Source organism: Aeromonas sp. 96A, assembly GCF_051919165.1.
GTDB classification, from domain to species: domain Bacteria; phylum Pseudomonadota; class Gammaproteobacteria; order Enterobacterales; family Aeromonadaceae; genus Aeromonas; species Aeromonas veronii.
On the sequence record NZ_JBQBFE010000001.1, the window covers coordinates 4,646,104 to 4,671,660 of the forward strand.

At 61.3% G+C, this 25,557-nt stretch carries 17 protein-coding genes and 1 pseudogene; 6 read left to right on the forward strand and 12 right to left on the reverse strand.

The features are described 5' to 3' along the window. Positions 1–77 precede the first annotated feature (77 nt). The 5 genes from hisS (at position 78) to ACTG2W_RS21570 (ending at position 5,093) form a co-directional block, all read left to right on the forward strand. On the forward strand, positions 78–1,355 hold the full coding sequence (gene hisS / locus ACTG2W_RS21550) for a histidine--tRNA ligase (RefSeq protein ID WP_005351051.1): 1,278 nt from the start codon (positions 78–80) through the stop codon (positions 1,353–1,355). A gap of 3 nt (positions 1,356–1,358) precedes the next feature. Continuing rightward, positions 1,359–2,009 carry a YfgM family protein gene (locus ACTG2W_RS21555; protein ID WP_021229680.1) on the forward strand — a complete coding sequence of 217 codons (651 nt, stop codon included), beginning with the start codon at positions 1,359–1,361 and terminating at the stop codon, positions 2,007–2,009. Then, positions 2,002–3,186 carry an outer membrane protein assembly factor BamB gene (bamB, locus tag ACTG2W_RS21560; RefSeq protein ID WP_005333796.1) on the forward strand — a complete coding sequence of 395 codons (1,185 nt, stop codon included), beginning with the start codon at positions 2,002–2,004 and terminating at the stop codon, positions 3,184–3,186. The genes ACTG2W_RS21555 and bamB overlap by 8 nt, the downstream gene beginning before the upstream one ends. A gap of 74 nt (positions 3,187–3,260) precedes the next feature. Beyond that, positions 3,261–4,757 (forward strand): ribosome biogenesis GTPase Der, encoded by a 1,497-nt coding sequence (gene der / locus ACTG2W_RS21565; protein ID WP_005333794.1) that lies wholly within the window; start codon positions 3,261–3,263, stop codon positions 4,755–4,757. 111 nt (positions 4,758–4,868) lie between these two features. Next, on the forward strand, positions 4,869–5,093 hold the full coding sequence (locus ACTG2W_RS21570; protein WP_106844528.1) for a zinc ribbon domain-containing protein: 225 nt from the start codon (positions 4,869–4,871) through the stop codon (positions 5,091–5,093). Positions 5,094–5,466: 373 nt separating this feature from the next. Here the strand turns inward: ACTG2W_RS21570 and mltF are convergent, their stop codons facing one another. Further along, positions 5,467–6,951 (reverse strand): membrane-bound lytic murein transglycosylase MltF, encoded by a 1,485-nt coding sequence (mltF, locus tag ACTG2W_RS21575; protein ID WP_005344877.1) that lies wholly within the window; start codon positions 6,949–6,951, stop codon positions 5,467–5,469. 150 nt (positions 6,952–7,101) lie between these two features. Here mltF and purL point away from each other — a divergent pair, with 150 nt between their 5' ends. Continuing rightward, positions 7,102–11,025 (forward strand): phosphoribosylformylglycinamidine synthase, encoded by a 3,924-nt coding sequence (gene purL / locus ACTG2W_RS21580; RefSeq protein WP_440016525.1) that lies wholly within the window; start codon positions 7,102–7,104, stop codon positions 11,023–11,025. 63 nt (positions 11,026–11,088) lie between these two features. Here the strand turns inward: purL and ACTG2W_RS21585 are convergent, their stop codons facing one another. From ACTG2W_RS21585 to nuoG, 11 genes and pseudogenes are all read right to left on the reverse strand, one after another. Continuing rightward, positions 11,089–12,633: an HD domain-containing phosphohydrolase gene (locus tag ACTG2W_RS21585; protein WP_106844525.1), complete on the reverse strand. Its 1,545-nt coding sequence runs from the start codon at positions 12,631–12,633 to the stop codon at positions 11,089–11,091. A 1-nt stretch (position 12,634) separates the two neighbouring features. Further along, on the reverse strand, positions 12,635–14,092 hold the full coding sequence (locus tag ACTG2W_RS21590) for an HD-GYP domain-containing protein (RefSeq protein ID WP_106844524.1): 1,458 nt from the start codon (positions 14,090–14,092) through the stop codon (positions 12,635–12,637). After that, positions 14,089–15,225: an FIST C-terminal domain-containing protein gene (locus ACTG2W_RS21595; protein ID WP_440016526.1), complete on the reverse strand. Its 1,137-nt coding sequence runs from the start codon at positions 15,223–15,225 to the stop codon at positions 14,089–14,091. The genes ACTG2W_RS21590 and ACTG2W_RS21595 overlap by 4 nt, the downstream gene beginning before the upstream one ends. Before the next feature lie 235 nt (positions 15,226–15,460). Next, complete coding sequence (gene nuoN, locus ACTG2W_RS21600; RefSeq protein ID WP_005351071.1) at positions 15,461–16,924, reverse strand: NADH-quinone oxidoreductase subunit NuoN; 1,464 nt, start codon at positions 16,922–16,924, stop codon at positions 15,461–15,463. Further along, positions 16,921–18,465 carry an NADH-quinone oxidoreductase subunit M gene (nuoM, locus tag ACTG2W_RS21605; protein WP_440016527.1) on the reverse strand — a complete coding sequence of 515 codons (1,545 nt, stop codon included), beginning with the start codon at positions 18,463–18,465 and terminating at the stop codon, positions 16,921–16,923. The genes nuoN and nuoM overlap by 4 nt, the downstream gene beginning before the upstream one ends. A gap of 98 nt (positions 18,466–18,563) precedes the next feature. Next, positions 18,564–20,411, reverse strand: a complete 1,848-nt coding sequence (gene nuoL / locus ACTG2W_RS21610; RefSeq protein ID WP_106844522.1) for an NADH-quinone oxidoreductase subunit L — start codon at positions 20,409–20,411, stop codon at positions 18,564–18,566. Next, positions 20,408–20,716: an NADH-quinone oxidoreductase subunit NuoK gene (gene nuoK / locus ACTG2W_RS21615; RefSeq protein WP_005337247.1), complete on the reverse strand. Its 309-nt coding sequence runs from the start codon at positions 20,714–20,716 to the stop codon at positions 20,408–20,410. The genes nuoL and nuoK overlap by 4 nt, the downstream gene beginning before the upstream one ends. Then, positions 20,713–21,263: pseudogene (gene nuoJ / locus ACTG2W_RS21620) on the reverse strand (NADH-quinone oxidoreductase subunit J). Before nuoJ ends, nuoK begins: the two are co-directional and overlap by 4 nt. 10 nt (positions 21,264–21,273) lie before the next feature. Continuing rightward, positions 21,274–21,816, reverse strand: coding sequence for an NADH-quinone oxidoreductase subunit NuoI (gene nuoI, locus ACTG2W_RS21625; protein ID WP_005337245.1), 543 nt, complete (start codon positions 21,814–21,816; stop codon positions 21,274–21,276). A gap of 10 nt (positions 21,817–21,826) precedes the next feature. Beyond that, complete coding sequence (gene nuoH, locus ACTG2W_RS21630; protein WP_005337244.1) at positions 21,827–22,795, reverse strand: NADH-quinone oxidoreductase subunit NuoH; 969 nt, start codon at positions 22,793–22,795, stop codon at positions 21,827–21,829. Then, positions 22,792–25,548 (reverse strand): NADH-quinone oxidoreductase subunit NuoG, encoded by a 2,757-nt coding sequence (gene nuoG / locus ACTG2W_RS21635; protein WP_106844521.1) that lies wholly within the window; start codon positions 25,546–25,548, stop codon positions 22,792–22,794. Before nuoG ends, nuoH begins: the two co-directional genes overlap by 4 nt. Positions 25,549–25,557 lie beyond the last annotated feature (9 nt).

A 25,557-nucleotide genomic window follows, 5' to 3' on the forward strand; every position in this document is an offset into this window, starting at 1 on the left:
CGGATTCCCTGATTTTACCTTGGGGGGAAAATCCCTATAATGCGGCCAAATTTTACCTCTTTTTCTCGAGTATCAACGTGGCAAAACAGATCCAAGCTATTCGCGGTATGAATGATTGCCTGCCGGAGCAGAGCCCGGTATGGCAGAAGGTTGAACAGATCCTGCGCCAGGTCGTTGCCAGCTATGGCTACAGCGAAGTGCGCATGCCGATTGTCGAGCAGACTCATCTGTTCAAGCGCGCCATCGGTGAAGTGACCGACGTGGTCGAAAAAGAGATGTACACCTTTGAAGATCGCAACGGCGACAGCCTCAGCCTGCGTCCGGAAGGGACCGCCAGCTGCGTCCGTGCCGGTATCGAACACGGTCTGCTCTACAACCAGGAACGCCGGATGTGGTACATGGGCCCCATGTTCCGTCACGAGCGTCCCCAGAAGGGCCGTTATCGCCAGTTCCACCAGTTCGGTGTCGAGCTGTTCGGCATCAACGGGCCGGACATCGACGCTGAGCTGATCATGCTGACCCACCGTCTGTGGCGTCTGTTTGGCATCAGCGAGCATGTCACCCTGCAGCTCAACACCCTGGGTCAGAGCGCCGAGCGTGCCGCTTACCGCGATGCGCTGGTGGCCTATCTGGAGCAGTACAAGGAGCAGCTGGACGAAGAGAGCCAGCGCCGCATGTACAGCAACCCGCTGCGGGTGCTCGACTCCAAGGATGAAAAGGTGCAGGCCATTTTGGCGGGTGCCCCGCGTCTGTTCGACCATCTGGGCGAAGAGAGCCTGGCCCACTTCGAGGGGCTCAAGCGCCTGCTCGAGTCTGCCGGTATCAAATATGAAGTGAACGAGCGTCTGGTGCGTGGTCTTGACTACTACAACCTGACCGTGTTCGAGTGGGTCACCAGCAGTCTGGGTGCCCAGGGCACCGTCTGTGCCGGTGGTCGCTACGATGGTCTGGTGGAGCAGCTGGGCGGTCAACCGACCCCGGCCGTGGGCTTTGCCATGGGCATGGAGCGTCTGGTGCTGATGCTGGAAACTCTCGAGCTCAACGCCGATATCCGCCCGGCGGTGGATGTCTATCTGGCGATGGTGGGCGAGGGGACCGAACAGGCTGGCTTCCAGCTGGCCGAGCGTCTGCGCGATGCCCTGCCGGACCTGCGCCTCATGAGCCACTGCGGTGGTGGCAACTTCAAGAAACAACTCAAACGTGCCGACAAGAGCGGCGCGGCAATCGCCCTGATCCTTGGTGAAACCGAGGTGCAAAACGGGGAGATCACTATCAAATATCTGCGTGGTCAGGCCGAGCAACAGACCGTCAAGGTTGACGCCGCCATTGCCCTGCTGGCAGCCAAAGGAGAGTAAGCTGTGGAAGTCTATACCACCGAAGAACAACAGGTTGAGGTTATCAAGGAGTGGTGGAAAGAGAACGGAACCTCGGTGATTGCCGGGACCGTGATCGGTCTGGTCGGTCTGTTCGGCTGGCGCTATTACAACCAGCATCAGCAAGAGACCATGGAGGCCTCCTCCCACTCTTACAACCAGGTGATTGAGCAGCTGGCCAAGGGCGATGCCGCCGGTTTCGAGCAGGCGCAGCAGTTTGTCACTGCCAACAAGGGTGACTCCTACGGTGAACTGGCTGCGTTGCAACTGGCTGCCGCTGCCGTCAAGGCGGGCAAGCTGGATCTGGCTGCCGAGCAGCTGGAGCTGGTGGCGACCACGGGTGACGAGAGCATTCGTCCCATCGCGGCGCTGCGTCTGGCCCGTGTGCTGAATGATCAGGGCAAGGCAGATGAAGCGCTGGCCAAGCTGGCGACCATCCAGAATGAGGCCTTCAAGGCGCAGGTAGCCGAAGCCCGTGGTGATGTGCTGCAAAAGCAGGGCAAGACCGAAGAGGCTCGTGATGCCTATCAGGCGGCGGCGGATGCCGGCGGCCTGCAGGGTAGCGCCGAGCTCAAGCTGAAAATGGACGATCTGGCCCTGCCGGCCGTTGCGACTGGTGAGGCACCGGATGCGTAATCTATTCAAGATGGTGGCGCTGGGGGCTGCGGTCTCCTTCGCTCTGCAGGGTTGTTCCCTGTTCAGTTCCGAAGAGGATCTCAACCCGATGGCGCCGCTGCCCAAGGTTGAATCTGCCTTCACTGCCGACACCGCATGGTCATCCACTGTGGGTGATGGCATCGGCGACTTCTACTCCCAGCTCAAGCCGGTGGTGGAAGAGGATCGCATCTACGCGGCGGCTCGTGACGGCGATGTCAGCGCCTTTGACCGTGCCAGTGGTGATCGCCTCTGGACTGTCGATCTGGCTGACCTGCCGGTCAACGCCGACAAGCGCAGCGCCCGCCTCTCGGGTGGTCTGGTCTCCCGTTACGGCAAGCTGTTCCTCGGCTCCGAGAACGGGGTGGTCTACGCCCTGAACGAAGAGAATGGTGAAGTGCTGTGGCAGACCAATGTGCCCGGCGAAGTGGTGGCAAGCCCCGCGGTGGAAGATGGCCGCGTGGTGGTGTTGACCACCTCCGGTCGCCTGATCGCCCTCGACACTGATGAAGGCAAGATGCAGTGGTCGCTCTCCGAAGAGCAGCCGCCGCTGACCCTGCGCAGTGCCGGTGCACCTGTGATCACCAACGGCGCCGTGATTTACGGTCGTGCCGATGGCAAGGTGGGCATCGCCCTGCTGAGCAACGGCCAGCCTGTGCGCCAGTCCAAGGTGGCTGATCCGCGCGGTGCCACCGAGCTGGACCGCATGGTTGACGTCGATGCCAGCCCGCTGATTGCCGGTGATGAGCTCTACGCCATCGCCTACAACGGTCAGCTGATGGCGCGCAAGCTGATGACCGGCGATGAAGTGTGGAAGCGCAAGTATTCCGGCTATCGCGATCTGGCGATGACCGGTAATGCCATCGTGCTGACCGACAGCCGCAGCCACCTGTTTGCCATCGACCGTCGCAACGGTCTGGAGCTGTGGTCCAACACCCAGCTGGAAAATCGTACCGTCACTGCACCTGTCATCTTCGGTGACTATGTGGTGGTGGGTGATGTGGAAGGATACCTGTATTGGCTTGATCGTACCGACGGTACCATCAAGGCGATGCAGCAGCTCGATAGCAGTGGTCTCTACGCCGCCCCGCTGGTGGATGGCGAGACCCTGTATGTGCAGAGCCGTGACGGCAAGTTGTACGCCCTCAAGCGTCCTTGATCGTCCGATAATGTGAATATCCGGCTCCTGGTCTTCGGACCCGGAGCCTTTGTCGTCTTGAGAATGAGGCTTTTATGACTCCTGTAGTAGCCCTGGTGGGCCGCCCCAACGTGGGGAAATCCACCCTGTTTAACCGCTTGACCCGTACTCGGGATGCCCTGGTTGCCGATTTTCCCGGTCTGACCCGGGACCGTAAATACGGTCAGGCGAAGTTGGGCGAGCTGGAATTTATCGTGGTCGATACCGGCGGTATCGATGGCACCGAAGAGGGGATCGAGCTGAAGATGGCCGAGCAATCCCTGCTGGCCATCGAAGAAGCGGACGTTGTGCTGTTCATGGTGGATGCCCGTGCCGGCCTGACCGCAGCGGATCAAGCCATCGCCGAACACTTGCGCAAGGCTCACAAGAAGGTATTTCTGGTGGCCAACAAGACCGACGGTATCGACGGTGATTCCGCGGTCTCCGAGTTCTACGGTCTGGCGCTGGGCGAGGTCTACCAGATAGCGGCCGCCCACGGTCGTGGCGTGCTGAGCCTGCTGGAACTGGCCCTGGCTCCCCATCTGGAGACCCTGGTCGACTCCGCTACCGATGAAGATGCGCAGGATGAGGAAGAGGAGGACTTCGACGAAGAAGCCCTGCTGCGCATGGTGGCTGCCGGTGAACTCGATACCAAAGAGGACACCAAGGAGACCCCGTTCGCCGACCTGCCCATCAAGTTCGCCATCGTTGGTCGTCCCAACGTCGGTAAGTCTACCCTGACCAACCGCATGCTGGGTGAAGATCGGGTCATCGTCTATGACATGCCCGGAACCACCCGTGACTCCGTTTACATTCCGATGGAGCGTGACGAGCAGAAGTATGTGGTCATCGATACTGCCGGTGTTCGTCGTCGTGGCAAGGTGCACGAGACGGTGGAGAAGTTCTCCGTTATCAAGACACTGAAAGCCATTGAAGATGCCAACGTTTGCCTGCTGGTGATCGACGCCCAGGAGACCATCACCGATCAGGACTTGAGTATCCTTGGCTATGTGCTCCACGCCGGTCGCTCCGTGGTGCTGGTGGTGAACAAGTGGGATGGTCTGGATCAGAAGGTGAAAGAGGATGTGAAGAACGAGCTGGATCGTCGCTTGGGCTTCATCGACTTCGCCCGCGTTCACTTCATCTCCGCCCTGCACGGCAGCGGTGTCGGCCATCTGTTTGAATCCATTCAGGAGGCTTACCAGTCCGCCACCCGTCGTACCAGCACGGCCATGCTGACCCGCATCATGCAGATGGCGCAGGAAGATCACCAGCCGCCGATGGTCAATGGTCGCCGCGTCAAGCTCAAGTATGCCCACGCCGGTGGCTATAACCCGCCGCGCATCGTGATCCACGGCAACCAGCTGAACGACTTGCCGGACTCCTACAAGCGGTATTTGATCAACTACTTCCGCAAGTCCCTCAAGATCATGGGCTCGCCGATCCGGGTCGAGTTCCAGGAGTCGGTCAACCCGTTTGAAGGGAAGAAGAACACCATGACCCTGAGTCAGGAACGTCAGCGCAAACGCCTGCTGAAAATGAAGAAGAAATAAGTCCTTGCGGCTGCCCTCACCGGCAGCCGCTTTGTTATCCTCGCCATGTTAAGGTGAGGGGGATCTGCCATGGAACAAGACCATGGCAGATCCACTTTCGAGGAGTTGATTATGGAAGCCCTGTTTTGCCCGTCATGCCAGGCTGAACTGGATACCCGCAGCAAGGAGCAAACCTGTGGCCAGTGTCAGGCCAATGTCCGTGTCACGGCCATCTGCCCCACCTGCCAGCAGGAGCTGGAGCGTCTCAAGGCGTGCGGCGCGGTGGATTACTTCTGCAACCACTGCAACTCGCTGATCTCCAAGCGGTCGGTACAGTTCAAGGCGGCGCTGGTGTAAGACAGTATTCATGTGAGAAAGAAGATAAAAAAACCCGGCGAATGCCGGGTTTATGCTGTGTGCTCTGCAATAAGCAGGGTATAGGATCGATTTCTGCGCCACAGATTGCGCTTGATGTCATTAAGCTTGAGTTTGCGTCTGGGGCTCCAGCTGCACTTCGCTTTTCTGACCAGACTGATTTTTCTACGTTTTTGCATCTTGGTCTCCTCCCAACTCAGGTGGCCATCCAGGCCTTGGGTCATTGATGGAGCCCATCCGAAATTGCTGTTATTTAATCTCTCAACATAATGAAAACAATGCGATTTCGGATAGGCTCCGATGTGAATCGATGGTAACAGAGAAGTTTGCGTGAAAACAGCCGAATAATGGCTGGTTAGCGCATGGTGATCTGATTGACCACTTCGGCGATGGCGGTGGGGCGCTCGGCCAGCTCGGGCTCGCTGTCGTTGTCGAGACTCTCTCGCTGATGTGCCTTCTGTTGCTCGTTGTCGAGCCAGAGCAGACTCTGGTAATACTGGCGCACGTTGTTGACATAGTTGCGCGCCTCGCTGCCACGGGCATAGCCGTAACGTACCTTGCGGTGCCAGCGCGCTTGCTGCAGCAGCGGCAGCACCTCTTTCACGTCGCTCCAGGCGTCGGGATTCTTGCCGAGCTCTTTGGTCAGGCGGCGGGCATCCATCATGTGGCCGTAACCGATGTTGTAGGCGGTGAGGGCAAACCACACCTTCTCGTCATCGGGCACCGAATCCGGCACCTTCTCCATCATCTGTTGCAGATAGAGGGAGCCACCCTTGATGCTCTCTTCCGGATGAAGCCGGTCGTTGACTCCCATCGCCTTGGCAGTGGGCTCGGTCAGCATCATCATGCCACGCACGCCGGTGTAGGAGCGGGCCTGCGGGTCCCAGTGGGACTCCTGATAGCTGATGGCGGCGAGCAGACGCCAGTCGATATTCTTGGCGTGGGTCTGGAACAGCGGCTGGTACTTGGGCAGCAGGCTCTTGGCGCGCTTGAGGAAGGTGCGGGTATCGACAAAGTCGAAGTTCTGCACATGGCCGAAGTACTTCTCGTCAAGCTTGGCGATGGCACCATCCATAAAGCGCTGACCGAAGAAGTCGATCACGCTGGCATAGAGGCTGTCATCGGGCAGCTTGCTCATGGCCCAGGCAACGGTCTGCTTCTGGGCCAGGGTCAGCCCCTCGGTGAGCTCCGGGTAGTAGCGCTGGGTACGGGCCAGCACGGTATCCTGCACCACCGTGTAGTCAATCTTGCCATCCACCACCTGCTTGAGCAGCTCCTCCACATCGGCGTTGTCGCTGGTGCTCCAGGCTAGTTTCGGATTCTCTTTGCTCATCTCTTTGAGCAGATCTTCACCGGTGGAGCCGGCGGCTACCACCAGCTTGCCCTTGATATCGTTCAATGAGGCCGGCTTGGGCTTGCCGTTGCGGTAGACCAGTTTGGGGGAGACCTGGTAGAAGCCCGGGCCGAAGCGAAACAGCTCGCGCCGCTCGGGGGTGACCATGATGGCGGCAGCCGCCAGATCGAGTTTGCCCTTTTTCAGCAGGGTAACCAGTTGGTCAGTGGTGTCGACTGGGATGATGGTGAGTTTCACCCCCAACCAGTCGGCATAATTTTGCGCCAGCTCGTAATCGAACCCCTGGGCGAGGTCGTCACGCTGGTAATAGGAGGTGGGACCATAGATGGTGCCAACCCGGATCTCGCCTCGCTGGCGGATCTGCTCCAGCTGGCTGGAGGGGCTATAGAAGTCGCAGCCAACCAGCGTCAGCGTCAACAACAGCCCGATAAACAGTCGAAAAATGCAGCGCAAGTAGGTGAGTACCTTTGTTGAAAAAATCGGCATTTGTCAAAAAAGAGGCACCTTTATACCAGAGAGTGTGCGCAGAGTCACACTGCACGAAGTGAGAAAAACGTTTGTCCGCTGTGAGCCAGATCCCTATAATACGCGCGTCTCAATTCCCCCCCCACTTTAAAACTTGGTGAGAAAGGTCATATGGATATCTTGCGTGGTGCCCCAGCACTGTCTGATTTTCGTGTCCAAAAACTGCTGCAACGCTTCGCACAGATGAGAAACGAGAGTGGAGTAGAGAGCGGAGTAGAGATAGAGGATGTCTATGCCGAGTATGTGCACTTTGCCGAGCTGACAAGCCCCCTCTCTCCCCCCGAGCGAGCGACCTTGGGCCAGCTCTTGCGCTACGGCCCGACTATCCCCGAACACACCCCCAGCGGTCAGCTGTTTCTTGTTACCCCCCGCCCCGGCACTATCTCCCCCTGGTCTTCCAAAGCAACCGACATCGCCCACAACTGCGGCCTGAAACAGGTCAAGCGGCTGGAGCGTGGTATTGCCTATTACCTGACCATCAAGGGGCAGGGTGAGCTGAGTGCCGCCCAGCGCAGCGCCATTGCCGCCGTGCTCCATGATCGGATGATGGAAGTGGTGTTTGCCGAGATGAGCGAAGCTGCCGCCCTGTTTGCTCACCACGAGCCGCGCCCCTTCACCCAGGTGGATGTGCTGGGCGGTGGTCGCGCAGCCCTGGCCGAAGCCAACGTGGCGCTCGGTCTGGCGCTGGCCGACGACGAAATCGACTATCTGGTGGAGAACTTCACCAAGTTGGGTCGCAACCCCAACGACATCGAGCTCTACATGTTCGCCCAGGCGAACTCCGAACACTGCCGTCACAAGATCTTCAATGCCGACTGGACCATCGATGGCGAGCAGCAGCCCAAGTCGCTGTTCAAGATGATCAAGAACACCTTCGAGCAGACGCCGGATCATGTCCTCTCTGCCTATAAAGACAACGCCGCCGTGATGGAAGGGAGCCAGGGTGGCCGCTTCTTCCCGAGCCCGGCCAACGGCGAATACCAGTATCACCAGGAGCAGGTCGACATCCTGATGAAGGTGGAGACCCACAACCACCCGACCGCGATCTCCCCGTTCCCGGGCGCAGCCACCGGCTCCGGCGGCGAAATCCGCGACGAGGGGGCCACCGGTCGCGGTGCCAAGCCCAAGGCGGGTCTGGTCGGTTTCTCCGTCTCCAACCTGCGCATTCCCGGCTTCGAGCAGCCCTGGGAGCAGGATTTCGGCAAGCCGAGCCGTATCGTCAGTGCCTTCGACATCATGCAGGAGGGGCCGCTCGGCGGCGCCGCGTTTAACAACGAGTTCGGCCGTCCGGCCATTCTCGGCTACTTCCGTACCTTCGAAGAGGAGGTGCCGAGCCACAACGGCGTCGAGGTGCGTGGCTACCACAAACCTATCATGCTGGCAGGCGGCATCGGCAACATCCGCACCGAACATGTCCAGAAAGGGGAGATCCCGGTCGGCGCGGCGCTGATCGTGCTGGGCGGCCCGGCGATGAACATCGGTCTGGGCGGTGGTGCCGCATCCTCCATGGCCTCCGGCCAGTCAGCCGAAGATCTCGACTTTGCCTCGGTGCAGCGTGACAACCCCGAGATGGAGCGCCGTTGCCAGGAGGTGATCGATCGCTGCTGGCAGCTGGGTGACGACAACCCTATCGTCTTTATCCACGATGTGGGGGCGGGCGGTCTCTCCAACGCCATGCCGGAGCTGGTCAACGACGGTGAGCGTGGCGGTCGTTTCGATTTGCGCGCCATCCAGAGCGACGAGCCGGGCATGAGCCCGCTGGAGATCTGGTGCAACGAATCCCAGGAGCGTTACGTGCTGGCGGTAGCGCAGGACAAGCTGCCGCTGTTCAAGGCCCTGTGCGAGCGTGAGCGCGCACCCTATGCCGTGATCGGCACCGCGACCGAAGAGAAGCATCTGACCCTCTCTGACAGCCACTTTGACAATCAGCCCATCGATCTGCCGCTGGACGTGCTGCTGGGCAAGGCGCCCAAGATGCACCGCGACGTGGTGACCCTGCCTGCACAAGGCAAAGCGCTCCAGCTCGATGGCATCACTTTGAGTGACGCGGCCGAGCGGGTTCTGCGTCTGCCGACCGTGGCGGAGAAGTCCTTCCTTATCACCATCGGCGATCGCAGCGTGACTGGCTTGGTCAATCGCGATCAGATGGTTGGCCCCTGGCAGATCCCGGTGGCCGATTGCGCCGTCACCGCGGCCACCTACGACAGCTATCACGGCGAAGCCATGTCCATGGGCGAGCGTACCCCGGTGGCGCTGCTCTCCCACGCCGCATCCGCTCGTATGGCGGTGGCGGAAGCGCTCACCAACCTGGCGCCGGCCCACATCGGTTCCCTCAAGCGGGTCAAGCTTTCCGCCAACTGGATGGCCGCTGCCGGTCATCCGGGGGAAGATGCCGGTCTCTATGAGGCGGTCAAAGCGGTGGGCGAGGAGCTCTGCCCGGCCCTTGGCATCACCATCCCGGTGGGCAAGGACTCCATGTCCATGAAGACCCGCTGGCAGCAGGATGGCAAGGAGCACAGCGTCACCTCGCCGCTCTCCCTGCTCATCTCCGCCTTTGCCCGGGTCGAGGATGTGCGCAACACCGTCACGCCACAACTGCGTACCGATCTCGGTGAAACCGACCTTATCCTCATCGACCTTGGCAATGGCAAGCGGCGCCTCGGCGCCTCGGCGTTGGCGCAGGTCTATCGCCAGCTGGGTGACAAGGCGCCGGATCTCGACAATCCGGTCCAGCTCAAGGGCTTCTTCAACGCCATTCAGGCACTGGTAGCCGATCGCAAACTGATCGCCTACCACGACCGCTCCGACGGCGGCCTGTTCGTCACCCTGACCGAAATGGCGTTTGCCGGCCACTGCGGCCTCGACATCCAGCTCGATCGCATTGGCGGCGAGCTGCTGCCGGCGCTGTTCAACGAAGAGCTGGGCGCCGTCATTCAGGTGCGTCGTGAAGATAAAGAGGCGGTGATGACCCTGCTGGCTGGTCACGGTCTGGCGGCCTGTTCCCATGTGCTCGGTACCGTGCGCGAAGGGGACCTCATCACCTTGCAGCGGGGCGGCCAGGAGGTCTATCGTGCCAGCCGTACCGCCCTTCGCACCATCTGGGGCGAGACCAGTTGGCAGATGCAGCGCCTGCGCGACAACCCCGAGTGTGCCGACAGTGAGCACGCGGCCCGTCAGGACGCCACCGATCCGGGTCTGCATGCCAAGCTGACTTACAACCCGTCCGAGGATGTGGCTGCACCTTACATTGCCCGCGGGGTCTCCCCCCGTCTGGCGGTGCTGCGCGAGCAGGGGGTCAACTCCCATGTGGAGATGGCGGCGGCGTTCGATCGTGCCGGTTTCGCGGCGGTCGATGTCCATATGAGCGACATTCTCTCCGGTCGCATCAAGCTGGAGGAGTTCCAGACCCTGGTGGCCTGTGGCGGTTTCTCCTACGGTGACGTGCTGGGGGCGGGGGAAGGCTGGGCCAAGTCCATCCTGTTCAATGACAACGCCCGCGAGCAGTTCCAGCGCTTCTTCGAGCGTGGCGATACCCTCTCTCTGGGTGTCTGCAACGGTTGCCAGATGATGTCCAACCTGCGAGACCTCATCCCGGGTGCTGAGCTGTGGCCGCGCTTTGTGCGCAACCGCTCCGAGCGCTTCGAGGCCCGCTTCAGTCTGGTTGAGGTGCAGGAGTCCCCGTCGGCCTTCTTCGCCGGCATGGCAGGTTCGGTGATGCCTATTGCCGTTTCCCACGGGGAAGGGCGTGTCGAGGTGCGCGATGCCGCTCACCTGAGCGCACTGCAGCAGAGCGGTCTGGTAGGGCTGCGCTTTGTCGACAACCGCGGCAGCGTGACCGAGCAGTACCCGGCCAACCCGAACGGCTCGCCGGATGGTATCACCGCCGTGACCACCACCGATGGCCGCGCCACCATCATGATGCCGCACCCGGAGCGGGTGTTCCGCACCGTGGCCAACTCTTGGCACCCCGACAACTGGGGTGAGGACGGCGCCTGGATGCGGATGTTCCGCAACGCCCGGGTTCGTCTGGGTTAATAGAGAGAGCGCCAGCGCATAAAAACAGAAACCGGCCAATTGGCCGGTTTTTTATCCGTGTCGTTACGGCTTGCCGAGCGGTTGGGGGATAAAGTCTCCCCGGTCGAGGATCCGCAGGCAGGCATCCACCACATCCGCATCGAGCTGATGGCCGCGCATCTGGATGATCTGCTCACGGGCCTGGGGAATGCCGAGGGCGGCGCGATAGGGGCGATCCGAGGACATGGATTCGACGATATCGGCGACGGTGAGGATGCGGGCCTCCAGCAGGATCTCATCCCCCTTGAGCCCCTGCGGATAGCCGGAGCCATCGAGATACTCGTGGTGCTGGTGGATCATCCGGGCGATGGGCCAGGGGAAGTCGATATCCTTGAGCACCAGATAGCCGATGGCGGGGTGTTCCTTGACCAGCTCGAACTCCAGCGGCGTGAGGCGCTCCGGTTTGGTGAGAATTTCGGCCGGTACCTGGATCTTGCCGATATCGTGCACCATGGCGCCCAGATAGATCCCCCGCAGCCGCTTCTCTTCCAGCCTGAGCTCCCGGCCGATGGCTTGGGCCAGCTTGGCCACATGTTTCTGATGGCCAGCGGTATAGGGATCGCGCTGCTCCAGCACGGCAGCGATGGCACCCAGCGCATCTTCCAGTGCCAGCTCCAGCTGGCGGGCATGGAAGATCTTCTCCTGTTGCGAGCGCAGATAAGCCTGCTGGGTATGGCGCGCCTGCAGGCCATAGGTGAGGTAGTCGGTCAGTTGGATGAAGAGCTGCTCCTCCTCCTGGCTGAACAACCGTGGCTGGTCGCTGTGAATGATCAGCGCACCGGCCAGATCCTCCTGCAGTGGCAAGGGGATCAGCAGGCGGGAACGCAACGGGTGGTGGCCGGTATGGTGCCGCTCGTGGAAGATCACCTGATTGAGACGCCGCTGGTGGAGGATGGCCTGGGTGAGGGCCTCATCGTTCAACCACAACGTTTGTTCCGATGCATCGGCACTGCCTGCCTGCGCCACGATCCTCGGCGGTTGGGCGGGTTCGGGCTGGCCTTGCAGCACTGCGACCAGCGGAAAACGGTCATCGACGGCGATGGCATCGCAGATATCCTGCAGCAGTTGTGGCTCATCGCCCGGTTTGAGCAGGGCGTGGTGGGCGCGGCTGATCGCCTGCTGGGTCCAGGTGTACTGTTGCAGTTTCTCCTGCTGCCACTTCTGCTCGGTAATGTCTTCGAAGAAGACGCCGACCCCCACGATGACCCCCGCCTCATCACGCAGGGGAAACTTGGTGGTGCTGAGCCAGCGGGCTTCTCCCCCCTTCAGATAGGGCTCTTCGATGTGCTGGTGTATCCCCTCGCGCATGACTCGGGCGTCATCCTCCCGATAGCGCTGTACCAGTTCGGGGGGAAAAAAGTCGCAGTCATTCTTGCCCACCAGTGCCTCTGGGGAGAGGGCGAGATCCGCCGCCAGCAGGCGGTTGCCCGCAATGTAGCTGAATCGGGTGTCTTTGAGCAGCACCCGATAGGGAAGCTGATCCATCACTTGGGTCAGCAACAGCGCCGAGGAGGGGAGCGCATTGGTCAGTGGGTGGGGGAGTGCACAGGAGGTGAGGAGTTCTGACATCTTATCCCGCCTTGTCTGCAAGTTGACTGATGGGAGGACCGAAGTGGTAGCCGGTCTGCCAGAGCACGATACAGCTGTTGACCACTTTTTCATCGTAATGGATCCCGGCATAGCGGGTCAGTTCGGCAAAGGCGTCACTCAGGGGCATGGCCCGGCGGAACGGGCGATGGGAGGTCATGGCGATCAGCGAGTCGGCCACCCGGATAATGCGCGCCTCCAGGGTAATGGCGTTGCCCGCCAGCCCCTGCGGATAGCCGCTGCCATCGAGGTTTTCGTGGTGCTGCAGCACTATGGTGGCGATGGGCCAGGGGAAGTCGATCTGTTTGAGAATATCGTGGCCGGCCTGGGGGTGCTGCTTGATCAGTTCGAACTCCACCGGCCGCAATTCACGGGGGCGAGTGATGATCTCGGTGGGGATCTGCAGCAGGCCGATATTGTGCACCATGGCCGCCAGTCCCAGCGCATCCAGCCGCTCTTGCCGCAGTTGCATGGCCTGCCCGATGGCCAGTGCCAAATCGCGCACCCTCAGCTCATGGCCCGCACTGTTGCGATCTTTGTGGCTGATGGCGCTGGCGAGGGCACTGATGGTCTGGAACAGCAGCTCACGCTGGTGGTGCTCGCTCTCCTTGAGGCGGGTGATGTCGACCAGGGTGCCGATGATGCCGGCAACCATCCCCTGATGGTCATAGAAGAGATCCTTGAAACAGATGACCTGATAGCGCATGCCATTGCGATCATGCAACTGCTGTTCGATGCACTGGGGCTGGCGACTTCGCAGCAACTCGGCTTCCCGCATGCTGTAGGCCTCGGCAAGCCCGACTGGCAGCAGCTCCTCGACCCGTCGACCCAGCAGCGCCTCCTTGCCGATGCCGATCACCTGATTGAAGGCCTGGTTGCAGCCCAGAAATCGCCCCTCGATATCTTTGTAGAACACCGGGATCGGGATGGCCTTGAGCAGGGATTCGTTGAAGTGTTTCAGATCCTTCAGTTCGGCCTGCTGACGCAGAGCGAGCAGCTCGCTGTCCTTGCACAGGGAAATGGCGCGGGCCAGGTTGCCGAGCACCGGGCTGAACAGATGGCAGACCGGTACGATCTGCTGATGTGGCTGGGGGGCGAGCAGCAAGATGAGATAACCCCCTTCAACCTTGAGCCGATAGGCAAACTGGTAGGGGCGGCTGCCCGGCAGGGGGAGCGTCTGTTGCAGCAGGCAGTGCTCCTCCTCGCTGACCCACCCAGGCAGTGGCAGGGTGGTGCCGGTGTGCTGGCGCAGCTGCTCGTCGCCGATCACCTTGAGCAGCTTGTATCCCTCCCGTTGTTGCTGCAATACCGCGCCAACCGGCGTGGCGCAGTGATGCATGAAGCGTTGCAGTACCTTGGTGAGCAGCGCATCCAGCGTGACTTCACGCCCGATGCAGAGCGCCAGATCGCAGACGATGGCCATGGCGTGGTCGTTGTTCATATTAATGCCCCGTTACAGAGAATGGCGCCGTTATGAAATTGGGGGTAATCCCCGTGGCGCACGCTGCCAATTTCGCCAAGGGAGAGGGCTCCTGCCAGATCGCCGGCCCCCGAGTGGGTCAGCAGGGTGTGCAGCTCGGTCACCGTCTGCTGGTCGAAGTGCAGCTGGCGTCCTGCGCAGTAGTAGACCTCCAGCAAGTGTGCCCGGGTGAGGGTTTGTTGCTGGTTGAGGCGCCTGGCCAGTAAGCAGGCATGTTCGGTGGCACTCTCTGGCGCCTTCAGCAGGGTGAGGATGCTGTGCTCCGCGACCTCGCCGGCGCAGAGCAGGGCGCCGTCATCGTTTGCCTCGACGGGGATCCTGACAATCACATCCCCGTTGGCCCGCAGCAGGCCCAGTGGCATGTGCACCACGAAACGGTAGAGCTCCTCGCGCACCATAGTGTGCTGGAATTGCTGGCTGATCAGCCCCTGATATTTTTGAAAGGCCGGTTGCCAGTCGATGTAGGCAATCTTGTTCGCTTCACTGCTGGTGGCCAGCATCGGTTGGGCCGAGAGCTGGTAACCATGTTCCAGAAAGGGAAAGCTGTTGCTGGGCAGCAGCGTACAGGTGACCCCGTAGGCAAGTTGCCGTTGATTGTCGAACAGGCAGGCAAGGGGGATGAAGCTGCCGCTGCCTGCGTTGGCGCCGGCATAGTTGACGCGATTGGCCAGTTGCAGATAAAGCGCATCCAGAATGGAGGCGATATTGGGAATGAGGTTGTCGAAGGTCAGAAACAGGGTTGGTGGCGGCGAGGGGGTTGGCCAGGTGGCCAGCATGTTCTCCACCTGTTCCGCAATCCGGTGGGCAAGGGATACTGCGCTGGCCTGCGGTGTCAGGGGCAGCAGTGTGGCGTGATAGGGGTTGGCTCTGGGCAGTAGCCAGGCCCCTTGCGGCAACAATCCTTGCGCACCGATCAGCTGGGGGAAAATGGCGCCATCCAGGGCGATGTTGAAGTCGCGACACAACTGCTGCAACAGGGGAACCTGCGCGCAATCCTGTTCGGCCAGCAGTATGGTCAGCTTGCCTCCTTGCAAGGGTGCCAGCGTGGCAGCCAGTTCTGTCGGGTTAAATTGGCAAACGTAGTGTTGCTTCATCAATCTGAACTCCATTCCAGAATATAACCAATATATCAATAAGGAATTCAAGAGGGTATGAGGATCTCGCCCGGTTCTGGTTGTATGGCAAAAACCATGATGGGCATCACCCTCGCTGACTGATCTATCATTTGCTGGCTCGCGGAGTGCGCGATGCTGTCGGTCCGCAAATAGAAAACCGGCAGCCAAGGCTGCCGGTTTTGCGGGTAATGGTGAGGGGGTACGTCTGTGAAGGTTACTGCAAGACTACGTGCTGAAACCCTTGTACCAAGCTGATGACTGGCTGGGGATAGAGCCCCAGCAACACCACCAGCGCTGCAGAGAGCAGCACTACCACTCCACCGGAGGAGAGTGCCCAGTCGGCGCTGGCATCCCGCTGCTGCATACCCGGTTCGCGCAGATAGAGGGTCACCATCACCTTGAGGTAGTAGTAGAGACCCAGTGCGCTGCCGAGCACGATGGCACCGGAGAGCCACCAGAGTTGCGCCTCGACGGTGACGCCGATGAGGTAGAACTTGCCGATAAAGCCGAGGGTCATCGGGATGCCCGCGAGTGACAACATCATCACCGTCAGTACGGCAGTCAGATAGGGGCGCTTCCAGAACAGACCGCGATAGCTGTGCAGGGAGTCTGCATCCTTGCCGCGATAGGGGCTCGACATCATGCTCACCACCCCAAAGGCTCCCAGGCTGGTGAACAGATACATCAGCAGGTAGACCCCGGCTGCTTCCACCGGCATCTGGCCGAATCGGCTCGCCACGATCACCGCCAGCAGGTAACCGAAGTGGGAGATGGAGGAGTAACCCAGCATCCGTTTGACGTTGGTCTGCACCAGGGCCAGCAGGTTGCCGACCAGGATGGAGATGACCGCCATGGCTGCCAGCAGCCAGTGGATCATGGGATCGCTCGCCGCCGGTACCGCCAGATAGAAGCGCAGCAGCACAGCAAACACGGCGACCTTGCTGACGGTGGCGAGGAAGGTGGCGACCGGTGCCGGGGCACCTTCGTAGACATCCGGGGTCCAGAGGTGGAAGGGGGCCAGAGAGAGTTTAAAGGCAAAGCCGACCAGCATTAACCCCAAACCGCCCATCAGCAGCGGGTGGTGAGCCGGGCTCTCGGCCAGGGTCTGCCCCAGGGCGGCAAAGCTCAGGCTGCCAGCCTGCGCGTAGAGCAGCGCCATGCCAAACAACAGGAAGGCGGTGGCGGCGGCAGAGAGCACCATGTATTTCACCGCGGCTTCCAGCGAGTGGCGCTCGCGGTAGGCGTAACCCACCAGACCGAACATCGGCAGGGTCAACATCTCGATCCCGATAAAGAGAGAGGCTAGGTGACGGGAGCAGGCCAGCACCAGACCACCAGCGGTGGCGATCAGCAGCAGCAGGAAGAACTCTTCCCGGTTGTCCGGGTAGGCTTTCAGCCACGACTGGCCGAAGGTGCAGGTGGCCAGGGCGCCGATCAGTACCAGTCCCATGTAGAAGACGGCGTAACTGTCCACTTGCAGCAGCGGGGTGACCCCCTGATCCCCTTGCGCCATCACGATGGGCAGCGAGAACAGAGCAAGGTTGAGGCCAACAATGGTCACGGTAAAGGCGGTGGTGACACAGCGGCGCCAGGCGATGGCCAGCATCAGGGCCGCCATGGCCCCGGTGGTCAACAGCAGGGGAAGCAGTGCCAGCAGTTGGGAAGCGGAGAAAGTCATTGCAGAGCTCCAGCAGTCGGCAGCAGATACCAGTGCAGCACGTTGATAAGGCTGCTGCTGGCGGTGTCAATCACGGGTTGGGGATAGAGGCCAAGCAGAACCAGCAGGCCCGCGATCACCATCATCATGGTCAGCTCGCGGCGATCCAGCCCCTTGAGCATGCTCTCATCCTTGGCGGGGCCAAAGCAGGCACGCTGCAACATGATGAGAGAGTAGACCGAGGCCAGCACCAGACCGAAGGTGGCGACCGCCGTGATGACAGGGGCAACCTGGAAGCTGCCGACCAGGATCAGGAACTCGCCGACAAAGTTGCCGGTGCCCGGCATGCCGAGCGACGCTACCGAGAAGAAGAGCATCACGCCGGGCAGATAGCGCAGGCGTCCCCACAGGCCGCCCATCTGGCGCAGATCCCGGGTGTGCAACCGCTCGTAGAGCTGACCGCAGAGGATAAAGAGGCCGGCAGCCGAGAGACCGTGGGCGATCATCTGCACCACGGCGCCCTGCAGGGCCAGCTCGCTACCCGAGTAGATGGCGATCATCACAAAACCCATGTGGGAGATGCTGGTGTAGGCTACCAGCCGTTTGATGTCGGTCTGGGCAAAGGCCACGATGGCACCGTAGACGATACCGATCAGGCCAAGCACCATGGCGTAGGGGGCAAACTCGGCGGACGCCTCGGGGAACAGCGGTAAGGCAAAGCGCAGCAGACCGTAGGCGGCGGTTTTGAGCAAAATACCGGCGAGATCCACCGAACCTGCGGTCGGCGCCTGACTGTGGGCATCCGGCAGCCAGCCGTGCAGCGGTACCAGCGGCATCTTGACCGCGAAGGCGATAAAGAAGCCCAGCATCAGCAGCCACTGAACGCCCTTGCTCATCGGGGTATTGAGCAGCTCCAGATAGTTGAAGGTGAAGACTCCGGTGGCATGCTGGTGGGTCAGCACCAGCCCGATGATGGCCACCAGCATGATAAGGCCGCTCACCTGGGTGTAGATGAAGAACTTGGTTGCGGCGTTGATCCGTGATTTGCCGTCAGTGACCGAGTGGCCCCAGAGCGCAATCAGGAAGTACATGGGAACCAGCATCATCTCCCAGAAAAAGAAGAAGAGGAACAGGTCCAGCGCCATAAAGACCCCGAGCACGCCGCCCAGGATCCAGAGCAGGTTGAGGTGGAAGAAGCCGATGCGCTGTACGATCTCTTTCCACGAACAGAGAATGGCCAGTACCCCGATAAAGCAGGTGAGGATCACCATCAAGAGCGACAGGCCATCCACCGCCAGATGCAAAGAGATGCCGAAGCTGGGGATCCACGGCAGGCGCCACTCGGCGGCCCAGGCGGAGGCAGCACCAGAGACGCCCGCGCTGTCGAGGCCGGTCGTGGCAAGGGAGAAATCACCACTTAGCCAGATGGCACAGGATAGCAACAAGCTGGCGCTCATGGAGAGCAGGGCAACCCAGCGGACAAACTGCCCGCCGAGACGCTCCATCTGCCAGCAGAGCAAGCCGCCGATAAAAGGAATTAGCAAGATCCAGAGTAAGGTCACGGTATCAGCTCTCGTTCAAGTTCATATGAGATTGCGCTCCCTGTTCCATCAGGGAGAGCAAACAGCCTGGCTGTATGATTGTCCGGTTGTTCATCGCGTTACCCCAGCAGCAACAGCGCCAGCACTAGCACGGCGCCGATCCCCATGGAGGCGGCATACCAGCGCAACTTGCCGGTCACGGTCCAGGCCAGCAGCTGGTTGCCACGCAGGGCAAGCCAGGCGGGCAGGCCCATCATCCAGTCCAGCGGATCCTGCCCGACCAGACGGGTCGCCAGCAGATAGGGTTTGACCCACAGCTGGTCATAGAGCCAGTCAAAGCCCCAAGCGTTGAACCAGAGGGTGCTGAGCAGGCGGCCCGGCGCGCTGTTGGCAATGGAGGTGGCCAGACGGCGCTCACCAAGGAACAGAAACGCGGCCAGCGCAATGCCGGCAATGGCGATGATGCCGGAGGCTACCTCCAGTGCATGGCGACCCTCTTCGATATGGTCCCCCGGGCCTGCGGGTAGTACACCTGCCAGTGGCGGGGTGATCAGCGCGCCGATGCCGGTGGAGAGCACCAGCAATACCAGCAGCGGCAGATGGTGAGCCAGACCGTGGCCCGCATGGGCTTTGGTCTGCTCTTTGCCATGGAAGGCGATGAAGATCAGCCGGAAGGTATAGAGCGAGGTGAGGAATGCCCCCGCCAGACCGGCCCACAGTAGCGCGCTTTGGCCAGAGGCCTCTACTTGCCACAGGATGGCGTCCTTACTGTAGAAACCGGAGGTGACCAGCGGCAGCGCGGCCAGCGCCGAGCCCCCCACCAGGAAGCAGGCATAGACCAGCGGCAGACTCTTGCGCAGCCCGCCCATCTTGAAGATGTTCTGCTCATGGTGGCAGGCAACGATAACGGCACCGGCGGAGAGGAACAGCAGCGCCTTGAAGAAGGCGTGGGTCATCAGGTGGAAGATGGCCCCTTCCCATGCGCCGACACCCAGTGCCAGAAACATGTAGCCAATCTGGCTCATGGTGGAGTAGGCGAGGATCCGCTTGATATCGGTCTGAACCAGCGCGGCAAAGCCTGCCAGCACCAGGGTGATGGCGCCAACCAGCCCGACCAGATGGAGGATCTCTGGCGCCAGCAGGAACAGGCCGTGGGTACGGGCAATCAGGTAGACACCGGCGGTCACCATGGTGGCGGCGTGGATCAGCGCAGAGACCGGGGTCGGGCCTGCCATCGCATCCGCCAGCCAGGTTTGCAGAGGCAACTGGGCCGATTTGCCGACCGCACCACCCAAGAGCATCAGGCAGGCCAGTGACAGGGCAGGGGAGCCCTCGGCAAACAGGGTGGGAGCACGAACCAGCAGCTCGTGGATATTGAGGGTGCCCAGCTCCCGATAGAGGATAAACAGGCCGATGGCGAGGAAGACATCACCCACCCGGGTCACGACAAATGCCTTGAGGGCCGCCGCTCCGTTCTTGCGATCCTTGTAGTAGAAGCCGATCAGCAGATAGCTGCACAGCCCTACCCCTTCCCAGCCGAGGTAGACAAACAGCAGGTCATCGGCCAGTACCAGAAACAGCATGCTGGCGATAAAGAGGTTGGTGTAGGTGAAGAAGCGGGAGTAACCCTCTTCCCCGCGCATATACCAGGAGGCGAACAGGTGGATAAAGAAACCCACCCCGGTCACCACCCCCAGCATGGTCAGCGACAGGCCATCCAGTGCCAGCGAGAAGCTCGGGGTAAAGTTGCCCACCGCCATCCATTGCCACAGGCGCTGGATATAGACGCCACCCTCAGGCGGGTTGCCCAGAAAGTCGATGCCCACCCACAGGGTAGTGAGGGCCGACAGGCCAATGGAGCCCACCCCGATCATTGCAGAGGTACGCTCGCCAAACCGGCCGAGGGAGAAGGCCAGCACCAGCCATCCCAGCAGCGGAAATAGAAAAGTCAGATATAAGAGGCTCATCCGCGCATCTCGCTCACAGTGTCCACGTTCAGGGTATGGTAACGACGATAGAGCAGCAGTAACAGGGCAAGGCCGATACTGGCCTCCGCTGCCGCCAGAGAAATCACCAGGATATACATGATCTGGCCATCGGCCTGGGCCCAGCGGCTACCCGCCACCACAAACGCCAGTGCCGAGGCATTCATCATGATCTCGATACTCATCAGGATGTAGAGCAGGTTGCGGCGGATCAGCAGACCGCACAAGCCGATGCAGAAGAGCACCGCGGCCAGCAGGAGGCCGTGCTCCATAGGGATTCCATTCATTGCTGACCTCCTTCTTGTGCAGAGCGGGAAGCAGAGCGCGGGACGGAGAGCACTTCACCGCTCTTCTCTTCCCGCCCCAGGTGATAGGCGGTTACCAGACCCGCCAGCAGCAGGATGGAGGCAAGCTCCACCGCCAGCACATAGGGGCCAAAGAGCTCGACACCCACCTGCTTGGCGGTCACCTCGGTCACCCCGATCGGCCCCCGGTCACTCCGAGAATGCCGTGGGCCAGAAAGCCCAGCAGGATCAGCGAGAGCAGGGCAGGCCCTCCCCAGGTCATGGGGGTGAGCCACTTTTTCTCCTGCGCCTGGGCACTCCCCAGGTTCAGCATCATCACCACGAACACGAACAGCACCATGATGGCGCCGGCGTAGACGATCACCTGCAGGGCGCCCGCAAAGGCGGCACCCAGGCAGAAGAAGATCATGGCCACGGCGATGAGGGAGATGATGAGATTGAGCAGCGCATGCATGGGATTGCTGGTGCTGATCACCCGCAGCGTGCTGTAAATGGCCACCAGGGCCGAGGCATAAAATGCCAGTTCCATGATTGACTCCTCAGGGCAGCAGGCTCTTGACATCGATGGGCTTGGCTTCGTTTTCGGCATCCCCTTTCGGCTTGCCGTCGATGGCCATCCCGCTCATGCGATAGAAGTTGTAGTCCGGGTATTTGCCGGGCCCGCTGATCAGCAGATCTTCCTTCTCGTACACCAGATCCTGGCGGCGATACTCACCCATTTCGAAATCCGGCGTCAGCTGGATGGCGGTGGTGGGGCAGGCCTCTTCACACAGGCCGCAGAAGATGCAGCGAGAGAAGTTGATGCGAAAGAACTCCGGATACCAGCGACCATCTTCCCGCTCGGATTTTTGCAGCGAGATGCAGCCGACCGGGCAGGCAACTGCGCAGAGGTTGCAGGCCACGCAGCGCTCGTCCCCGTCGGGGTCGCGGGTCAGCACGATGCGACCGCGGTAGCGGGGGGCCGCATAGACTGCCTGCTCCGGATAGTTGAGGGTTTCACGGGGCCGCCAGGCATGGGAGAAGACCATGGCCAGACTGCGTAACTGGGTGCCGACACCCTGAATAATGCTAACAATTTTCATATTGAGTGCCTCACTGCGTACTTATCAGTACAACTGCCGCGGTGACCAGCATATTGATCAGGGTCAGCGGCAAGCAGACTTTCCAGCCAAACGACATCACCTGGTCAAAGCGCGGGCGAGGCAGGGAGGCCCGCAGCAGGATGAAGAACACCATGAAACAGGCGGTCTTCAGGGCAAACCAGATGAAGGGAGGCAGCCAGGGGCCGTGCCAGCCACCGAAGAAGAGGGTCACAATGAGCGAGGAGATCAGCACGATGCCGATATATTCGCCCACGAAGAAGAGACCCCACTTCATCCCCGCATACTCGATGTGATAGCCGTCGGCGAGCTCCTGCTCGGCTTCCGGCTGGTCAAACGGGTGACGGTGGGTGACGGCGACACCGGCAAACAGGAAGGTGACAAAGCCCAGGATCTGGGGCACCACGTTCCACAAGTCTGCCTGTGCCTCGACGATATCCCGCAGGTTGAAACTGCCGGTCTGGATCACAATCCCCATCAGGGATAGCCCGAGAAACACCTCGTAGGAGAGGGTCTGGGCCGAGGCGCGCAAGCTGCCGAGCAATGAGTATTTGTTGTTGCTCGACCAGCCGGCGAACAGCACCGCGTAGACCGCCAGCCCCGCGATGGCCAGGATGTAGAGCAGCCCCACATTGAGATCCGCCACGCCCCAGGTGGGGGTGATGGGCACCACCGCAAACGCCAGAATAAAGGCAGTGAAGGCGATGATGGGGGCCAAGATAAAGATCCGCCGATCAGCGAACGGCGGGATCCAGTCCTCCTTGAAGAACATCTTGATCATGTCGGCGGCCAGCTGGAGCAGACCAAACGGCCCCACCCGGTTGGGGCCGTAGCGATCCTGCCACAGGGCCAGCAGACGGCGCTCGATGAAGCTCATGAAGGCACCAGCCCCCACGATCCCCACCAGCACGATCAGTGCCTTGCCCACCTCCAGCAACAGATCGATCAGCGACTCGCTCATGCGATCACCTCCTGCAGGTTAGTGATTGAGGCTTGTTGCAGGGCCGTCGGCAGGCCGTTCACCCCAAGGGGGAGCCCCACCAGACCGGCGCTCAGCTGCTCGCTAAGCCGCAGACGCAGTTGCCAGTGGCTACCGCCCCAGGAGAAGGAGACCTGACTGCCCCCGTGGAGGGCCAGACGCTGCGCATCAAGGGGATTGAGCACCAGCTCGGGTTCGTTCATCCGGGCCTGAATGACCGGGCTGCGAGCGGAGAGCTCCTCGCCGCCAAACAGCTGGGCATAATTGACCACTTGCAGCGCCTCTGCGGCCTTGAAGGGGGCGGGGATGGTGGTGAACCAGCCGAGCAGCTCCTTGCCTTCTGCCTGCGGGTCTGTTGCTTCCAGCAGACGGCGACCCGGATCGCCGGCACGCAGTTTGCCACCCACTTCATCCTGGAACTTGTTCCAGGCGGAGGGAGAGTTCCAGCCCGGCGCCCAGGCGAACGGTACTTGCGGCAGCGGCTGACGGGCTCCGGCATACCCCTCCATGGAGAAGTTGAAGGGGGAGTCGGGATCTTGCGCTACCCGCGGCTCGCTGACGTTCTGATCCGCCAGCATGGAGGTGCGACCGCTGTAACGATGCGGCTCACGGGCCAGTCGCATGCCACGGATCCGCAAGCCTGCGTTGGGCGCCGCTTCCAGCATGGTAGCCAGCAGCGGATTGCTGGTGGCGCAGTCATGGTTGACCTGGTCGAAGTTCTGCCAGTGCAGCGGCTTGCGTTCGATCGCCCCTTGCAGCGCCGCCAGCCAGCGCCACCCTTCACGTACCTGAATATCTGCGTTGTAGAAGGCGGGCGCATAGACCTGGAAGAAGCGCTGGGCGCGCCCTTCCATGTTCACCAGGGTGCCATCGGCCTCGGCAAAACTGGCCGCTGGCAGCACCAGATCTGCCTTGTTGGCGGTCGGGGTCGCCTGATGGTCGATGACCAGCAGGTGCTGCAGCCGTGCCAGCGCAGCATCCACCCGGTTGCGCGGCGCGCGGCGGTAGAGATCGTTCTCCAGGGTGACCAGCGCCAACCCCTCTTCGGCCTCGATACGCGCAAGGGCGGCTTCGAGCGGCTTGTCTGACAAGGTTTGAGCGCCCAGCATGGCCAGCCCCAGCGAGTTGGCCTCCTGGCCAACCAGCGCGATGTTGGCTTCCAGTCCTCGGCCTTTCAGGGCGCGGGCAATGTTGCTGGCCGCCTCAAGCAGCGCCACATCGCGGGCAGTGGAGCCTGCAATGATGAGCGGCTTCCTGGCGTTGCCGAGCAGCTCGGCCCAGCGAGTCGCTTGTGCCTGCAGCTCGGGGCAGAGGTCGGCCACAGCCGGTGCACTCGGGTCGAGCAGGTTGGCGATGGCAAAGCCAATGCGCGCCTGATCGGCATAGGGGGCGTGCAGCTTGTCGGCCGCCACATCGTCCAGACGGGTGGTGTCGAGGCTGGTGATGAGCAGCGGGTAGCGCTCGTTCTGACCCAGGGTCTGAACGGCGGCGACTTGCCACAGATCGACCTTCATCTTGCGGGCCAGTTCGCGAGCCTTGCCCTTGACGGCTTGGCGCAGCGCCAACGCGATACGGGCGGCGCTCATGGTGACATCTTCGCCGAGCAGCAGAATGGCGTCGGCCTCTTCCATGTCCCGCAGGCTCGGGGTCGGCACGCCGCCCTGTTGCAGGATCTGCAGCATCTTCAGCTGACAGGCCCACTCTGCCTGCTCGACGCCTGCGTAGAAGTTGGCTTCACCCACCAGCTCGCGCAGGGCAAAGTTGCTCTCCAGCGAGGCGCGGGGCGAGCCGATGCCGATGAGGCCGCAGGCCGTGCGCAGGGCATCGGCGGCTCGGTTGAGGGCGCCATCGACCGTGATGGTCAGCTGGTCGTTGCCATCTTTGAGCAGCGGTTGGCGCGGGCGGTCGGCCAGATTGACATAGCCATAGCCAAAGCGGCCACGGTCACAGAGGAAGTAGTGGTTGACGCTGCCGTGGAAGCGGTTTTCGATGCGGCGCAGCTCGCCATAACGCTCGCCCGGACTGATGTTGCAGCCCACGGAGCATTGCTGGCAGATGCTGGGGGCAAATTGCATGTCCCACTTGCGGTTGTAACGTTCGGAGTGGGTCTTGTCGGTGAAGACGCCGGTGGGGCAGACCTCCACCAGGTTGCCGGAAAATTCGCTCTCCAGGGTGCCATCCTCGACCCGCCCGAAATAGACGTTGTCGTGGGCACCGTAGACCCCGAGATCCTCGCCACCGGCATAATCCTTGTAGTAACGGACGCAGCGGTAGCAGGCGATGCAGCGGTTCATCTCGTGACCGATGAAGGGGCCCAGCTCCTGATTCTGGTGGGTGCGTTTAGTGAAGCGGTAGCGACGGCTGTTGTGGCCGGTCATCACCGTCATATCCTGCAGGTGGCAGGCGCCGCCCTCTTCACACACAGGGCAGTCGTGGGGGTGGTTGGTCATCAGCCACTCCACCACGCTCTTGCGAAATTCTTTAGCCTCTTCATCCTCGATGGCGATGTAGCTGCCATCGGTGGCCGGGGTCATGCAGGACATGACCAGACGACCGCGTTTGTCATCGGCATTCTGATACTGTTTCACCGCACACTGGCGGCAGGCGCCAACGCTACCCAGCGCCGGATGCCAGCAGAAATAGGGGACGTCCAGACCCAGCGACAGACAGGCTTGCAGCAGGTTATCTGCTCCGTCTACCTCGTACTCTTTGCCGTCTACATAAATGGTTGCCATACAACTTCC

Excerpts from the sequence above, each read along its gene's own strand:
- bamB (WP_005333796.1), top strand. The coding sequence starts at position 2,002 with ATGCGTAATCTATTCAAGATGGTGGCGCTGGGGGCTGCGGTCTCCTTC.
- der (WP_005333794.1), top strand. The coding sequence starts at position 3,261 with ATGACTCCTGTAGTAGCCCTGGTGGGCCGCCCCAACGTGGGGAAATCC.
- ACTG2W_RS21570 (WP_106844528.1), top strand. The coding sequence starts at position 4,869 with ATGGAAGCCCTGTTTTGCCCGTCATGCCAGGCTGAACTGGATACCCGC.
- mltF (WP_005344877.1), bottom strand. The coding sequence starts at position 6,951 with ATGCCGATTTTTTCAACAAAGGTACTCACCTACTTGCGCTGCATTTTT.
- purL (WP_440016525.1), top strand. The coding sequence starts at position 7,102 with ATGGATATCTTGCGTGGTGCCCCAGCACTGTCTGATTTTCGTGTCCAA.
- ACTG2W_RS21585 (WP_106844525.1), bottom strand. The coding sequence starts at position 12,633 with ATGTCAGAACTCCTCACCTCCTGTGCACTCCCCCACCCACTGACCAAT.
- ACTG2W_RS21590 (WP_106844524.1), bottom strand. The coding sequence starts at position 14,092 with ATGAACAACGACCACGCCATGGCCATCGTCTGCGATCTGGCGCTCTGC.
- ACTG2W_RS21595 (WP_440016526.1), bottom strand. The coding sequence starts at position 15,225 with ATGAAGCAACACTACGTTTGCCAATTTAACCCGACAGAACTGGCTGCC.
- nuoN (WP_005351071.1), bottom strand. The coding sequence starts at position 16,924 with ATGACTTTCTCCGCTTCCCAACTGCTGGCACTGCTTCCCCTGCTGTTG.
- nuoL (WP_106844522.1), bottom strand. The coding sequence starts at position 20,411 with ATGAGCCTCTTATATCTGACTTTTCTATTTCCGCTGCTGGGATGGCTG.
- nuoK (WP_005337247.1), bottom strand. The coding sequence starts at position 20,716 with ATGAATGGAATCCCTATGGAGCACGGCCTCCTGCTGGCCGCGGTGCTC.
- nuoI (WP_005337245.1), bottom strand. The coding sequence starts at position 21,816 with ATGAAAATTGTTAGCATTATTCAGGGTGTCGGCACCCAGTTACGCAGT.
- nuoH (WP_005337244.1), bottom strand. The coding sequence starts at position 22,795 with ATGAGCGAGTCGCTGATCGATCTGTTGCTGGAGGTGGGCAAGGCACTG.
- nuoG (WP_106844521.1), bottom strand. The coding sequence starts at position 25,548 with ATGGCAACCATTTATGTAGACGGCAAAGAGTACGAGGTAGACGGAGCA.